A 15,222-nucleotide genomic window follows, 5' to 3' on the forward strand; every position below is an offset into this window, starting at 1 on the left:
CAAAAACGCTGGGTACTATAAAATAGAATGCGGACCTAAGTAAGCCTTAGATATAAAAAGACCACCAAAAGTTGGAATTCGAGAACCATCAAGAAGAAAAAAAGTAATAACACCATTCTTCTCCCCAAAAAGCTTTTTATTTTTCATGGTATTATCCTATAAATTAAATATGCCAATTTGCTGATACATAATTTTTAAAAAATAACAGCGTTAGTTAAGCACTGCCATTTAGTAAATTAAAAGAGATTGTAGCATCTTTTGACAAAACAACTTCTAAAGCACTGCATTAGAAACGTACAAAAGTAAACATTTCTGTAATAGAGGAAGACAGAGACGCTTTAATATTTAGAAGTATTTGTTTATGCCGCTGCAGCTTATAACTTCCTGTGCATTAAATGTTTAATAAAAGGTCATAGTTTATTGACTTATTTTTAAAAAACTAATTGCCATTTTTTTCTGCCACTATTCCAACGTTTAGCAGCCAGTCAGTGTCTTCCCCACAAAACGACCTAAATCATAACCTCATGAAAACCTCATCCTTATTACTTATTGGTTCTTTAGCGCTTGGTTTGTTTGCCTGCGATTCAGAAACTGCAGCGCCGCAGCCCCAGGTAGGGCTAAGCTTTAACACCGTCAAAGAGGCCGCGGCTATGGGAGCCAGGCTTTCGGCTCCAAACAGCCTATCCTTTACCTCCGGCACCATCACTTTAAGAGAGATCCAGTTTGAGGTGGAGAGCGATGCTGACTCCCTGGAGGTAGAATTCGAGCTGGAGCAGGATGTGACCATTGACTTCGCCACCGGCGCCACTTCCCCTGACATCAGCGCCATAACCATCCCCGCAGGCACCTATGAGGAGTTTGAAATAGAGATGGAACTACAGGATCAAGGTACTAAGCCAGCTATTATGCTGAACGGCACCTTCACGGATGCACAGGGAAAGGCCCACCCAATCCGGTTCGAGTTCAATTCAGGTGAAACATTTGAAGTGGAAAGAGAAGGCGTAATCACTTTTGCAGAAGGGCAGAGCATGGTAGCCCAGGTTACTTTTGACCCTACTGCTTGGTTCGCAGGTGTTTCTTCTGCACAGTTGGCAAGCGCAGTTAAGAACGCAGAAGGAGTTATCGTTATTAGCTCGACTCAGAACACAGACATCTTTGAAGTGGTGGCCGATGGCTTGGACCTGGCGACAAACGTAGAGATCGAAGACTAGAGCAGAGAATTTAAGGAGTATAACCTGCGATGAACAGCTATTTCCGGGACTGGAAGATCTACAACATCCGGTTAAAAAATGAAGAGCACTCTGATTGAGTGCTCTTCATTTTAATCGCTCTAAAACTGGTGGTGCACTGCACCCATGTTCACCTTTGAGTTCTTACTTAATATTTGCTTTCAGCCTTTTAACCAATTTTAACCGATCAATTATATGAAAATTCAGTTTCACTTTATATCATCAGCTCTCCTGCTCGCAGGGCTAAGCCTTTTCACCTCCTGCGAGACAGAAGAGGTGAACCGTACCAGCGGAAGTGTGGCGGTGCAGGCAACCGTCTCTCCACTTACGGCAATGGAAAGCCAGCAGGGCCGGATTGTGATCAACGATTTCCGCATCAACATGAAGGAAGTTGAGTTTGAGTTTGACAAGACTGATTTAAGGTCCACCACAGAGGTTGCCATCAAAGATGTAAAGCTCAAGGGGCCTTTTGAGTTCGACCTGCTTAGCCCAAGCGGCTCTTTGAGTGCTTTAGCGGCAACGGTAGAATTGCCTAACGCCGTTTATGAAGAAGTTGGTTTTAAAACTCACAAAGGCACCAGTGGCGTTATGCTGGATAGAGCTGTACTAATGACTGGCACTATAGACGGTGTTCCTTTTGAGTTCTGGCATGATATGGACGAAGAGTTTGATGTGGACTTTACAGATGCCAACCAGGATCTGGTGGTGAACGGGCAGGATCAGGCGCTGATCATCGACTATAAATTAGGCACCTTGGTGGGTGCCGCGTCAGGAGTAGACTTAACTACCGCCACCGACGGAAACGGAGATGGTAGAATAGAAATACATTCCAAGGACACAGACGGTAACCAAAACCTTGCAAAGGCCCTGCGTGACAGCCTACGCAATGCCATTAAGCTGATTGACGACAAGTAGCTAGGAGCATAAGTTAAAATCGTTCTAATGAGTTTGGCTTATGCAGTTTTAACTTAAGTAAATAAAGGTTTTGCAAAAGGTTAAAAGGGGGGCACTTACTGGCCCCTCTTCATTAACCCCTATTACATCTTAGTACGCTTTGTGAATGTTTATCTTGGAGTACAAAGGTGGAGTAGGGATAATAACGCTTTATCAAACGTGGTTAACACTGAGCAGAACCAAGAAAAGACGGAACAATCTACAGGCTTTAAAAGAACAACTGGAGGGTTGAACTTTCAGGAATACTATTTTACTATAGAGTTATGATAGATTGCTAAGGCTCTAGTCAAAGGCAGCAGAATATGATTGCACCGGCCATACATTGCTTTCTATATGAAGCAGAAATCCATTTGAAAAGGGGGAATTTATAGAACCAAAAAAGCCGCTCCATTTAACGTGGAGCGCCTTTTTTACTGAGGTAGCCCGGAGGATGGAATTAGCGAATCATTTCCAAAGGGATTTGGCGGTTTTAGAGATGAGGCTGCAGGTAGGGGTGGAGCAGGCATGTTACGCTCTTCCTTTCACATAAGACCTGTTATGAATACTTGATATAACAGAGTCAGTGGATAGAAGCTGGTTGTGTATGTTTCAACCTAGGCGAAACATTAGCCCTCAGACACGTGGGTGGGGGAGGGCTAATGTAAAGTTGGTGCTGTATAAGGGGGTGCACAACATGGCATACAATCCTAGCCTGCTGTGGCTTTACAAGCAGCGGCTAAGGCCGTAGCGGAGCAGATGTAGCCTAATTTTTACTCCTTAGTTTAGCGCAGGCATTGCCTGCCTTATCTCCTGCTGCATTTAATGACATAGCAGCACATGGCTTTTGGCATGCTTTTTCGGAGCGGGTGCTGGTAAGAGTTTGTTTGCCGCTGTCCGACAGATATGGCAATGGGAATAATGGAGCGAAGGCGTTCTCAACAACAAAACAGACTCAGGTTAGCGGCTCAGAGGCAGAGTTTGATTTGAGGATGTCTGTGACGCTCCCACCCGGCTTCAGGCTGCCATTTGGCTACATACAGGATAAAAATGAAGAAAGAATACTCCAGTAAGAACAGGATTGCTTTCAGCAGCAAGGGCAAAAGTATCCTAATCGCTGGTGCTCATGTGCCTGATGAAACTCATACGTAAGACAGCTTATTTATGTGTTTTTTTGCTGTCTGCCCGTTCTGCATCTGCACAGGTAGGGATTTCTGAAAATCGTAAATTTTGAGTTCCTGAATGTTTGCCGGCAAGCCAAAACCAGTTTCCAGCAGGACCTTTTTTACTTGCTGTATGATCCTCCCCTTCTAGGACACCAGTCCTTTCTTGTAGTCATCTGCCTCTCCCAAGTGCTTGAGGATTACCTTATCGACCCTAAGCCCGTCCATGTCCACTATCTCCACCTCGTAGCCGCTGACCTGCAGCTTGTCGCCGGTGGCAGGGAGCTTGCCGAGGGTGTAGGACACGAAGCCTGCGAGCGTCACGTAGCTGTCGGCGTCCATGGGGATGACCTCCTGTCCGAGTTCGCTGTTGAGCTCGTATATCTCCATGGAGCCGTTGACCAAAAGCGACCCGTCATCCCGCTTCACCACATCCGGCTCACCCGACTCGTCCATGTCCGGCAGGTCCCCCACGATGGCCTCCAGGATGTCGTGCAGGGTGATGATGCCCTCGACCGAGCCGTACTCGTCCACCACAATGCCCAGGTACTGCTTCTGCCTTTTGAAGATGTTGAGCACCGCGCTTGCCGGCATGGTCCTGGGGATGTAGATGGGCTGCTGCAGTATGCCCCGGAGCGGCTCGCCCTTTCCCTCGGCCAGGTGCTCGTAGAATCGCTTGGCCGTCAGGGTGCCGACGATGTTGTCGAAGCCGCCCACGGCCACCGGGAACTTTGAGTGCGCGCTGTGCCGCACAGTGTCCCTGATGACCTCTAATGGCTGGCTGATGTCGATGTACTCGACGTCGGCGCGGCGTGTAATCAGGCTCTTGGCGCGCTGCCCGGCGTAGGAGAAGATATTCTGGTGCAGCTGCATCTCCTCCTTGGCCAGGACGCCCTGCCGGCCGGCAGTCTTGATGATCTGCCGGAGTTCCTCCTCTGACATTTTCTCCTCTGACGGCTCTTTGATGCCCAGTGCCTTGATGACTAGGTTTGTGGAGCCTGAGAGCAGTTTCACCAGCGGCATTGTGATGAGGGTGAACACTTTGATGATCGGCGCCACGGAAAGGGCGATACCGTCGGCGTTGCCGAGCGCCAGGGTCTTGGGGATCAGCTCTCCGAAGACGATGGTGAAGTAGGTGATCAAGCCCACCACCAGTACGATGGAAAGCATGTCGGCGTATGGGGCTAGAAAGTCCACCCCGACAAGCCACCTCCTCACATCATCGGAGAGGGCCGCCCCGCCATAGGCACCGGCCACGATGCCGATCAGGGTGATGCCGACCTGTATGGCCGAGAGGAAATTCTCGGGCGATTCGAGCAGCTTCAGGACCGTGTCTGCGCTTTTGCTTCCCTGCTGTGCTTTTTGGGCAATCCTGTTCTTGTTGACTGAGATGATGGATAGCTCCGAGAGGGCGAAGAAGCCGTTGAGCAGGGTCAGCATTATCAGAATGGCTATTTCCATGCGGGTTCTGGGTAGTTAAAATATCAGTTGGCCTTTGCGTCCAGATATGAGGTAAAAAACAATACAAGGCGACTAATATAAGGAAAATTCTTGTCAGGCGCATTTAATGTGCCATTGCCTGGGCATTTACGTGCCACCAGGAGTATAAAGTGTTTCTGAGTCCTCTCCAGAAAAGGCCTAATCAACAACAGCGGCTTTAGTCGATAGCGGCGAATCATGGCGGCCTCTACTCCCGCACTGCATGCGCCTGTGATACTAAGCTCTTAGCCTGTAGAGCGTGTTCCACGCCAGGCCTTTGGTGTCATGCAGGGTCCAGAAGCCAACAGGGCTTGTTTCCTGCAATTGGCCCGCATCCGTGCCTAGCTGTACATAGGCTATGAAGTGCGCTGTCTTATCAGGCGAGGCGTTCAGAGCCTGGCGGATTACTTCACTTACTTCGATCTGATAATTTATAAGCAGCTTAAAGCGGGAGGGCTGGCTGTTGTCTGCCCTCCCCAAGCCGGGACTCGACGGCTCCTTCTTCGTAGGCCTACATTCCCAATCCGTTATTTTCAGTACGGACAGTCCGCCTTCGGCCCCACCCTCCAAGACTGGATTCCCAAGGTGAACTATCGCACCCTCCTGCCCGGCCAGCCGGCCGCGGAACACCCCACAGAAGGACTTTGCCCTGCTCTCCTCTATGATGGCGATGTCGAAATCGACTTGATTCAGGCTCAGAACGTCTGAACCAACTGATACTATCTCTATTATAGGCATAAGGTTATTATATGTCCTCTCTAAAGATCGTTTTACATGCAGCATACACCACTATGACTGCACGTCTATGAGCACAACGCATGGTGTTGGCCTTTCTGTTGCTCTGGCGCAGCTTGTTTAAATAAACCAGTTTAAAAGCACAAAGAACGGCAAAGCTTCCGTGACTCCCTATATGGTAGTATAGTTTTTGTTAACTAAGATAACGGTAAATCAACAAAAATAGCGAAGGAGTAAAGTGTAGGCGGGGCAACCCAGCTGGGTCCCGCCCCCTCTGTGTAGCGTGAACGCAGGGGCTGTACAAATAGTTAGCCTCCATGGTCCTGCGCTAGACCTATCATCATAACCCGTCTGCAGGTAGAGAAGTATATACCCATAGCAGAACACCATAACCTTGAACAGACCATACCTCAACACCCTCTTAACGATAGTTCCCCTCATCCTGGCCGGCTGCGGCCCGTACACGCACACCGTCCGGCAGGTGCCGCATGCCAGACAGGAGAAGGAGCTGTTGCTAAACGAAAGCACCATCTCTTTGGCGGCAGGCAAGCATTACCGGACAGGGAGGCTGCACACCTTCCTCTACGGCAAGCACTATCGGGACGCGTGGGCAGCGCCGGTGCCCGTCCGAGTGCTGGACCTGAAAAGGGAGAAGGGCGGGCTTACCCCGGTAAAGCAGGGGGGCAGCCGGCAGACGCTGAACCTGTGGTTGGCCGACAGCGCCGGAAGAGAATATGTGCTGCGGTCCGTCGACAAAGAGCCGGCCGTGGGGCTGCCGGAGAGCCTTCGCGCATCCTACATCGCCTTCATAGCGCGCGACGCCACCTCCGCCACGCACCCCTACGCGGCCCTCACCCTGCCCCCTATGGCCCGGGCCATTGGGATTTACCATACCCGGCCCGAGCTGGTGTACATGCCCCACAGCCAGGACCTGGGAGAGTTCCGGGACACCTTCGCAGGGATGGTGGCGATGCTGGAGCGCCGGCCGGACGGCGACCAGTCGGATGCACCTTGGTTTGGGAGCGCTGAGAACGTGAAGAGCACCCGCTCCATGCTGGAGGACCGCTTCCGCGACAATGACACCGAGGTAGACGCTGAATTCTTCTTGCGCTCCCGCCTCTTTGACATGCTGCTGGGGGATTGGAGCCGCCACGAGGGGAACTGGCGCTGGGCAGAGTTCGGGCTGGAAAAGGGGGTAAAGTACAAAGCGGTGCCGCGCGACCGGGACAACGTCTTCTACAAGCTCAACGACGCCCTTGTCCCGATGCTGTTCATGGCCACCAAGCAGAAGGAGCATTTCCGCACGTTCCGCGGCAGCATCCGGAACGTGGAGGCGCTCAACCGGAGCGGGCGCAACCTGGACGAGCTGCTGCTGGCGGAGTTGCCCCGGGAAACGTGGATACAGGAAGCTAGAACTATTAAAGCACTTTTGACGGATGAAGTGATAGAAAACGCCTTTCGGGAGCTACCAGACACCATTTACGCCCTGACAGCAGATCGAATCATAGAAAAGCTAAAGAGTAGGAGAGGGCAGCTGCTCCGAGTGGCAGAGGCTTACTACGAGTCACTGTCCCGCGAAGTAGACATCGTCGGGTCGGACAAGCACGAGGAATTCGCGGTGGAGTTTCTGAATGAAGGCCGGGTAGAGGTCAAAGCCTACAAGCTGAAGGACGGCGCCAGAGAAAAGGCGGTTTTCAGGCGCGTATTCGATCCGGAGGAGACAAAGCAGCTAAACATCTACGGGGAGGACAGGTTCTTGTTTTCTGGAGAAGGCGCAAGCCAGATAAGGATACGGGTGTTCGGCGGGGCGGGAGAGGACCGATACGCAATCAGGGAAGGGCTTGGTACCAAGGGAAAGGTGCACATCCATGACTCTACCTACGGTAACGTCTACCCTGACGGAGGCAAAGCCAAGGTCAGGAAAAATAATAATCCGCCCGTCCAGACGCTTGACGCAAAGGGGATGCTGTTAAAGTACTACCTTGATTGACAGGCATAGGATGGTCCAGCTGAAAGAGAGAGAGCAGAACTGCAAAAACATAATAGCTGCATAGCACATGGTCCCAACCCTTCTTTTCATGGGCTTTGTCATAGGGTCGAACAACCTGGCTGCGGCGCTCACGCTCGGGACGCTGGGGCAGGTGAGGCGCAGGTGGCGCATATTCCTCGTCTTCGGGGCCTTTGAGTTCCTGATGCCCCTGCTCGGGGTGTGGGTCGGAGAGAAAGCCTCTGAGTTGGTGGGGGAAATTGGTGCTGTGCTGTCCGTGCTTGTTTTGCTGGGTCTTGCGGCGATGGCCTTCTACGCGGCCGCGAAGCCGGCCAGGACGGACCGAAGGTTGACAGAGAAGCTCACCACCTGGAAGGGGCTTGTCCTGCTGGAGCTGGGGCTGAGCATGGACAACCTACTGGCCGGTTTTGGCATTGGGTTGGGACCTGTAAACTTGCCGCCGGTGCTGCTGGCAGCTACCATTGCGGCCTTTTCTGTGTTGTATACCTGGCTAGGGCTGACTGTGGGCAGGAAGGTGGCTGTCAAGTGGCAGAACTACGCGGAGGCCGGGGCGGGCGTACTGCTTTGCGCGCTGGCGGCGTTGAGCTGGTTTGACCTTGTCTGATGCAGACTTATGCGAAAGCAGGTAAGCGGCCTGCCTGGTGCCTTTGTAACTTTCGCCCCCTGTAAGGGGTACTCTTTAAAGGGGGCACCCGCACCACAGTGTTTCATGTAATAAAAGATCTATGAAAAATATCAACACACCTTGGCTACTTAACCTGCTGTTTGTCTTGTTTACGTTCACCCTGTCTGGCTGTGACTTTGTGGGGGATGTGCTCGAGTTCGGCTTTTGGACGGCCATCATTATCATAGCCGTCATCGTGCTGATTATTTACTTCATCGCCAGGCTTTTCAGAAAATAAGAGGAGCGGGATTAACCTGGGCAGCGTTTCTACCCATACTTACTGCCTCTTTCTTGGTTCACATGTAGTCTTTCCATTCTTTTTTCTGCATGTGGAGCGTACAGTCGTTTGGTTTAAGCGAAGCTTTTTTAGGCCCGGCTGCAGGCTACACCGTTTGTGTTTTTATTGATTATCATACCAACTGAATGTCTTGCTGGATGAGAACACAGCTGCTCGGGTAGGGCAAAAATGTCATTGAGCTGTAGGCTTCCGTGTCGAAGAGGCGGCAGATGTGCTTCCTGAGCACGTATCTGGTATAAAAGGGTTGATGTAAGGAAGGCAGACTGCCAATCTATAGGCTGACCAATGTCGATATTCCCTACAAATGCCGTCAATTTGTAAGCATAGCCACAGGTCCGTGCCACGCAGGGCGACTGACAAGGCTTCAGCGTAGATGAAGCGATGGTCATGTGCCTTCCAGGCTAAGCGCTGTGCAAAGGGTTGTCAGCCGCCGTGGCGTCCACGGTCTTTGCCTCCAGCACGTCCTTCACGTACAGTTCCTGCACCAGCACCATCAGCACGGCCAGTATGGGCGCGGCCAGCAGCAGCCCGAGCGCGCCCAACAGCAGGCCCAGCAGCACCTGGAAGAAGAGCAGGAGGGCTGGCGGCAGGTCCACCGTCCGCTTGAAGATGATAGGGGTGAGCACGTAGCTCTCCACAATCTGGACGCCGAAGTGAATCAGCAAGACATAGATCACCATCTGGCTCCCCTCTGTTAGGGCAATGAGCACCGCCGGCGCCAGGGCAATCCAGGGCCCGATGTTGGGCACGAAGGCGAAGAGGAAGGCGATGAAAGCCAGGGCAAAGGCCAGCGGCAGCCCGATCAGGCTATAGCCGATGGCGATGCTGACGCCAATCACGGCCATGGCCAGCAGCATGGCCACCAGCCATTTCCTGAGCGTGCGGTAACACTTGTCAAGCACCCCCAGTATCCGCGTTCGCCTGTGCACCGGGAAGAGCTTGGTCAGGCCGTGGGTATAGAGGGTGGGGCTCGCGGCCAGGAACAGGCCCGTGATAAGCACGATCAACAGGTCGGCCAGGAAGCCGAGTGTGGTGGAAAAAGCGCCTGAGATGCCAGCGAGGATATCTTTCTGTTTGGGAAGAGCGCTCTCCAGGTCCTCAGGCATCTCCTCCACGACACGCTTGCCCCAGCCCCGCTCCCCCAGCCAGCCTTCCAATTGCCCGACGGATTTTGGAATAGTCTCCCGCATCTGTCCCACCTGCTCGCCCACAGTGGGCGCCAGCAGCCAGAGAGCCCCTGCCAGCACACCGAAGAAAAAAAGCACCGACAGCAGCAGGGCAAGCCATCGCTTCATGCCGGTTTTCCCAGCAAGCCAATCTGTCATGCCGCTGAAAAGCACGGCCAATAGGATACCCGAGAACACCAGCAGGAAAAAATAGCCCTGCTCTATCAGCAGGTAAGCGCCCAGCACGATGAGCACCACGGCGGCAACCCGCTTGACGAATTCGTAGGTATCTGTCATTTAAAATCTATCTCTTTGTCCAAATATGAAAACGTTTTCATATTCCTATACTGTTCCCCTACGCCTTAGGTTTGCCGAAGAGGAGCTTGGACGGACCCTTGACTCCCTTCTCTTGTAACCTGATGGGGGCGGCTCCGTTAGAAAGGAAGACACAACCCATAGTACAAAGAGCCCCGCCCAGTCGGGGTTTTTTGTGGGTGGTGAAACCTTTCATAGCGTGTAGGCCCGCTCAGTCGAACCAGTCTCTAGGTAAGCTGTTAGCACAGGCAACCTAAAAAGAAGATAAACTTGGAAGACAGGGAGAGGACAGAAACAGAGAAACTGAGAGAGAGCCCTAAGGTCCGGCGGGCGCTTGGCGAGTACAGTCCGGTGGAACAACACCGCAGAGCGAGGGAGCCGATGGCGCTGAACAGAGAGAAGACAGCACTTTGGGTGTTCGGGGCAGTATTCATAGCCGCCGGCGTCCTCTATTACCTCTTCAGGCTGGAGGCTTTCCCCATCCGGGGCAGGTTTCTCCCGCTGCTTCAGAACCTGATGGCCGGCACGATGCTGGTGACGGTGGTACTGGTGGCCAGCCGCCTGCTCAAGTCACTTTTTAGAGGCAGGATAGAGAACCCTTCCACCCGCTACAATCTGAGAAGGATTGTGGACCTGGCCGCCGCGCTCCTGATTTTCTTCATCTTCGTCTCCATCCTGTTTGTCAACTGGTACGCGGCCGTGGTCTCGCTTGGCGTCGCCTCCCTTATACTCGGCCTGGCGCTGCAGAACCCGATCTCCAGCTTCTTCGGCTGGGTCTATATCCTTATTCGCAGGCCCTACGAGGTGGGGGACCGCATCAAGATCGGGGGCGTGTCGGGCGACGTGATCGAGCTGGGATACCTGGACACCACGCTCTGGGAGTTCAACGGGGACTACCTCACCGGGGACCACCCGAGCGGCAGGATCATCCGCTTCGCCAACTCCAGGGTGTTCAGCGAGTACGTCATCAACTACTCCTGGCCGCTCTTTCCCTACATCTGGAACGAGGTGAAGTTCTTCGTCTCCTACGAGAGCGACCTGAAGTGGGTGAGGAAAACCGCTAGAAAGGTGGTGCAGGAGGAGATAGGCCCGGAGATGGCCCGGCGGGTGGGGCTTTACCGCCAGATCCTCCGGGAGTCGCCGGTGGACGAGGTGGAGGTGCGGGCAAGGGGCTCGGTCTCCTTCAGCGCGCATGACAACACCTGGATACAGGTCACCGTCCGCTTCCTGGTCGAGCCCAAGCAATCGGGGCCCGTCAAGCGCCGGCTGTTCACCAGACTGGTGGAGGAGCTTTCCTCACAGCCTGAGCGGGTGATGTTCCCCAAGACGAACATGCGGTGAGACACACGGAGAGTAAAGTCGTCAATGGGAAATAAAGAGCTACTTTAGTATTTTAAGCTTGTTCTAAACCCTAAGCCTTTATAGCACACAACTAAACGGTATTGGAAAAGAACAATGCGGCGGTACAGGCGCGGACTGATATTTTGGCAACATTGACTACCCTGAGGGTGTATAAAGAGTAAAGACCATCTGTTTCTGATTCATGTTAGAGTATGTCAAAACAATCTTGCAGAAGGTGAGCTTTAGTAAAAAGCTGTTTGAGAAGGAACTCCGCAAAGCCTTTCGCTTCCTCGACCCAGAAGAACTAAAGCAGCTTAAACGCTGGTGCTACGCCCGGTTTAGGGGAAGATTTCTTCCGATCATGGATAGGGTCTTCTATGGAGAGTTCTCATAGGCAGGCCCACGTTGTCCCGTCAAAGCAAAGAGGCATGTGCTACTCCAACACGTGCCGATGTTTTCTTCGGGTGTTTTTAATGTGGCTGCGAGTTAACAGTCATGATGCAGGCAACTAGCGCCGGCTTGCTCTATTTTCAATAGACTAGCTGCCCAGCTTCATTATTTCCCTGTAGTCAGTTTCCATCACTTGCGAGACCTTCTCCCCGTGCTCCTGCAGGCTTTCCCCATAGAGAGCCTCTGCCATGTGCTTCAAGGCTTGACGGTACTCGCTGTTCTTTGTCAGCGTAAGCGGCTTTTTCAGTGCCCGGAGCACTTCGGCGGCAACATACATGTTTGACTTCGCATATACCCTAAAATGATCAAAGCATACATCCACTATTGCCTGGTATCCGAACTGCCTTCTGATCACCCTGACGATTCCGTTTTTGTCTCTTAGTGTTGGCTCTTGGAGCTGTACTGTTGCTATGTCGGTCAGCGCAGCACCCAGCCAGTGCAGGCAGGTGACGGCTGTGTGGGGGTCGTTGATGCCCGGCGAGAGCGCCCGTACGCCCACCTCTACAATCTGCTTGAGCGGAAACAGCAGGTCCTGGTTCGGGGTTCGCTGATAGTCAATTCTCACCAAGGCTTGAAGTTGGTCCGCGGCCTTCTCCGGTAACGCAGCCTGGTGATACACCCTTGCGTAGGGGTGATGGACGGTTGCAAACAGGCCCGGATAAACGAGCCACTCGAGGACCACGTTGTGTTCCTGTGCCCAGGTGCAGCTTCCGCCGTAGTCCATTCGCTGTACGTAGCCAGAGGTATGCAGACGCATCTCTGTTTGTAGCTTGCCCTCTGTCTGCGCCTTCTTCACCGCCTCCTGGAAAGACTCCTGTTCCTCTTTCTCCTCGCTGCGCGTGGATTCTGCCAGGATCTTCTGAAAGTCCCCGTAGGATGACTTGATCACATAGTCTGCCTGAATGGAGGTGGAGACGTGGTGGATAAAGTAGATAAGGACCCCAAGGCTGAACACGGCGACAAGAAAAGCGAGCACAACGGATATTTTGGGTACAAACTCATCGTCGCCTGTGCCGCGGATGGTCAGCAGGACGATCAGCGAGTAGACGAAGGTGGAGATAAAGGTGCCGATCACAAACTGGTTGCCCTTGTCGGCGATGAAGTTGCGCAGCAGTCTGGGGCCGAACTGCGACGAGGCCATCGTCAGGGCCACCAGCGTGACTGAAAAAGTAACGCCGGCGATGCTGACCATGGAAGATGCTATTGTTGACAGGACAGAGCGGGCGCCTTCCCGCTGGCCGCCATAGAGGAACCAATCAAAGGGGAGATCTTCATAAGTAAGGGAGTTGTCCAGTCTGATCATTCCAAACGCTATCACCGCTGCCGACAAGGCCATAAGTGTAGGTAGAAACCAAAGGCTGTTCTTAATGTTGAACCAGTACTGTTTGAGTCTTATATCCATAGGGTAACTTCAACGGCTTGTCCTGAATTCAGGTTAAGACTTTTCTATAGGATGCTTGCGTCGTAGGGTGCTCCTTCAGGTAAAGGCTGCTGCTTCAACTGGGCAGGTGTCATATGGAAGAGCGGCGTGTAAACATTTCTTTTGTGTCACGTTTATAAAGGGCATGTACACAAACACGCACAAGCACAAACTGCATGCAGTCATAAATTCACTCTTTTTCTTTTTGCCTCTGCTCTTCTCCGGCTGCGCCAAGAAAAACTTTTACTCGGGTACCCCTGTCATGAGCACTGAGGTGTACCGGCAGCTGCTGCAAGACCCAAGGGCTGTGGACAGCGTGACGGTGCAGGCCGGCAGCCACTACAAACGCGGCCTGCTGCACAAAGCCCTCTGGGGCAGCAGGCACCGGGACCTCTGGGCCGAGCCTGTGCGGGTGCCGGTGCTGGACCCGGATTCTGTGAAGGGCGGCCTGGAGGTCGAGAAGATCGGCGGCGGCATGCAGACGATCAACGCGGCGCTGGAGGCGGAAAGCGGGATGACCTACTCGCTGCGCACAGTGGACAAGCGCTCGGCCAAAATCCTGCCCCTGCCTATCCGCAGGACCTTCGTAGCCAACGTGGTGCGAGACCAAACCTCTGCCCTGCATCCCTACGGGGCCCTGGTGGTGGCACCGCTGGCCGAGGCCGCGGGCGTGCCGCACGCCACGCCGCGCCTGGTGTACGTCAGGCCCGGGGAGGAGCATTTTAACCAATATGATGAGAAGCTCAGCGACCGGCTCTATATGCTTGAGGAGAAGTTCAACGACGAGCGGGCCATCACAGGCGACGTGGCCGGGGCGCACGACATCGTGGGGCAGTGGGAATGGGCCGAGTACAAGGAGGGCGGGGAGCACCTTTACCGCCCCATCCCCAAGGACCGCGACAATGCCTTCTACCGCTTCGGCAACGGAGTCTTCTCCTGGCTCTTCAGCCGCAAGTGGGCCTTCCGCAAGTTCGAGAGCTTCACGGCCGATTACAAGGACGTGAAGGCGCTGACGGTCAACTCTGAGTTCATAGACGCGCGCGCCATGCCCGAGGTGACAGGTGCGCAGTTTGACTCACTGGCCCATGTACTGCAGCAAGAAGTCACCGATGAGGTGATCGAGCGGGCCGTGCGGCAGCTGCCGGAGAACATCTACGCGTTGCAGGGAGAGGAGCTAACGAATAAGCTCAAAAGCAGGAGGGACAAGCTGGATGTGGCGGCCTGGGAGTTCTATGAGATACTGTCAGAGAGGGTGCTGGTAGTAGGCACGGACAGAGAGGACATCTTTGAGGTGAACCGCATGCCCGGCGGGGAGACGGATGTCACGGTGCGGCGCAAGTCGGACGAAAAGGTAATGTATCACAGGATCTTTTATTCGGGTGAAACGAAGGAGATCGTGCTGCACGGGCTTGCCGAGAACGACGTGTTCCGCGTGAGCGGAGAGACGGACAAGGGAATAAAGGTCAAAATCGTGGGCGGCCGGGGGCAGGACGAGGTCTACGACACGTCCGACGTGAGGGGATGGGGAAAGAAAACATGGGTGTACGACACCCCGCGCGAAACCAAAATTGAAAGCGGTCCGGAGACCAAGGAAAAGACAAGCAGGAAACCGGAAGTGAACTTTTTTGACCGGGAGGGCTACAGGCGCTAGTCCCTAAGCCAGGCCAGGGCCACCTCCAGCCGCGCGAAGGTCTGGAACTGATAGGATGCTGCTTTTTCCCCTGCCTGTCGCCGTGACTGCACGTCGCGGGAGGCGGTGTCAGCGACCAGCCGTGCCACCTTCCGCACGCGCGTCGCCTCCAGGGCCTGCAAGAAGCGGATGCCCAGGTCCAGTTGGTCAGGTTCGTCGGCAACAGTGGTGACGCGGCGGGCGTCAACCAAGAGGCGCGGGATGTAGTAGAGGCGGAGCGTTTCTACCAGGTGCTCTAGGGCGTGCTCGAACTCGGGCACCGAGAGGCTGCCGTAGGGAGGCCACTCCACCTTTAGCAGGTCCAGGGCGGGGTTGTAGTCCATTCGGAGTAGCG

Annotated in this window: 14 protein-coding genes; 8 read left to right on the plus strand and 6 right to left on the minus strand. The window is 53.7% G+C overall.

All coding sequences use genetic code 11. The annotated features are described in order from the left end of the window. Positions 1–15: 15 nt before the first annotated feature. Positions 16–147: a hypothetical protein gene (locus K0O23_RS20295; protein ID WP_262902621.1), complete on the minus strand. Its 132-nt coding sequence runs from the start codon at positions 145–147 to the stop codon at positions 16–18. A 377-nt stretch (positions 148–524) separates the two neighbouring features. Between K0O23_RS20295 and K0O23_RS12115 the strand changes: the two genes are divergently transcribed. From K0O23_RS12115 to K0O23_RS12125, 3 genes are all read left to right on the plus strand, one after another. Continuing rightward, positions 525–1,211, plus strand: a complete 687-nt coding sequence (locus tag K0O23_RS12115; RefSeq protein WP_219877693.1) for a hypothetical protein — start codon at positions 525–527, stop codon at positions 1,209–1,211. Positions 1,212–1,424: 213 nt separating this feature from the next. Then, positions 1,425–2,144 (plus strand): hypothetical protein, encoded by a 720-nt coding sequence (locus tag K0O23_RS12120; RefSeq protein ID WP_219877694.1) that lies wholly within the window; start codon positions 1,425–1,427, stop codon positions 2,142–2,144. Positions 2,145–2,956: 812 nt separating this feature from the next. After that, positions 2,957–3,232, plus strand: a complete 276-nt coding sequence (locus tag K0O23_RS12125) for a hypothetical protein (protein ID WP_219877695.1) — start codon at positions 2,957–2,959, stop codon at positions 3,230–3,232. Positions 3,233–3,469: 237 nt separating this feature from the next. On the opposite strand, the gene K0O23_RS12130 is transcribed toward K0O23_RS12125, so the two are convergent. Continuing rightward, positions 3,470–4,783, minus strand: a complete 1,314-nt coding sequence (locus tag K0O23_RS12130) for a hemolysin family protein (RefSeq protein ID WP_219877696.1) — start codon at positions 4,781–4,783, stop codon at positions 3,470–3,472. A 255-nt stretch (positions 4,784–5,038) separates the two neighbouring features. Beyond that, positions 5,039–5,431, minus strand: coding sequence for a hypothetical protein (locus K0O23_RS12135; protein ID WP_219877697.1), 393 nt, complete (start codon positions 5,429–5,431; stop codon positions 5,039–5,041). A 499-nt stretch (positions 5,432–5,930) separates the two neighbouring features. Between K0O23_RS12135 and K0O23_RS12140 the strand changes: the two genes are divergently transcribed. From K0O23_RS12140 to K0O23_RS12150, 3 genes are all read left to right on the plus strand, one after another. Next, positions 5,931–7,526, plus strand: a complete 1,596-nt coding sequence (locus K0O23_RS12140; protein WP_219877698.1) for a hypothetical protein — start codon at positions 5,931–5,933, stop codon at positions 7,524–7,526. Between the two features lie 67 nt (positions 7,527–7,593). After that, the gene (locus tag K0O23_RS12145; protein WP_219877699.1) at positions 7,594–8,148 is read left to right on the plus strand and encodes a manganese efflux pump MntP; all 555 of its coding nucleotides are present in this window, start codon (positions 7,594–7,596) and stop codon (positions 8,146–8,148) included. Positions 8,149–8,269: 121 nt separating this feature from the next. Next, entirely contained in the window at positions 8,270–8,446 is a 177-nt protein-coding gene (locus K0O23_RS12150; protein WP_219877700.1) for a hypothetical protein, read from the plus strand. A gap of 461 nt (positions 8,447–8,907) precedes the next feature. Here the strand turns inward: K0O23_RS12150 and K0O23_RS12155 are convergent, their stop codons facing one another. After that, positions 8,908–9,969, minus strand: coding sequence for an AI-2E family transporter (locus K0O23_RS12155; protein WP_219877701.1), 1,062 nt, complete (start codon positions 9,967–9,969; stop codon positions 8,908–8,910). A 288-nt stretch (positions 9,970–10,257) separates the two neighbouring features. Between K0O23_RS12155 and K0O23_RS12160 the strand changes: the two genes are divergently transcribed. Further along, entirely contained in the window at positions 10,258–11,328 is a 1,071-nt protein-coding gene (locus K0O23_RS12160; RefSeq protein ID WP_246597071.1) for a mechanosensitive ion channel family protein, read from the plus strand. Between the two features lie 538 nt (positions 11,329–11,866). Here the strand turns inward: K0O23_RS12160 and K0O23_RS12165 are convergent. Then, entirely contained in the window at positions 11,867–13,180 is a 1,314-nt protein-coding gene (locus tag K0O23_RS12165; protein ID WP_219877702.1) for a DUF2254 domain-containing protein, read from the minus strand. A 163-nt stretch (positions 13,181–13,343) separates the two neighbouring features. Between K0O23_RS12165 and K0O23_RS12170 the strand changes: the two genes are divergently transcribed. Further along, complete coding sequence (locus K0O23_RS12170) at positions 13,344–14,849, plus strand: hypothetical protein (protein WP_219877703.1); 1,506 nt, start codon at positions 13,344–13,346, stop codon at positions 14,847–14,849. Here the strand turns inward: K0O23_RS12170 and K0O23_RS12175 are convergent. Further along, positions 14,846–15,211 carry a hypothetical protein gene (locus tag K0O23_RS12175; protein ID WP_219877704.1) on the minus strand — a complete coding sequence of 122 codons (366 nt, stop codon included), beginning with the start codon at positions 15,209–15,211 and terminating at the stop codon, positions 14,846–14,848. The two genes, K0O23_RS12170 and K0O23_RS12175, sit on opposite strands and share 4 nt — an antisense overlap. Positions 15,212–15,222 lie beyond the last annotated feature (11 nt).

Origin of the sequence: Pontibacter aydingkolensis (genome assembly GCF_019443125.1) — a bacterium.
GTDB classification, from domain to species: Bacteria; Bacteroidota; Bacteroidia; order Cytophagales; family Hymenobacteraceae; genus Pontibacter; species Pontibacter aydingkolensis.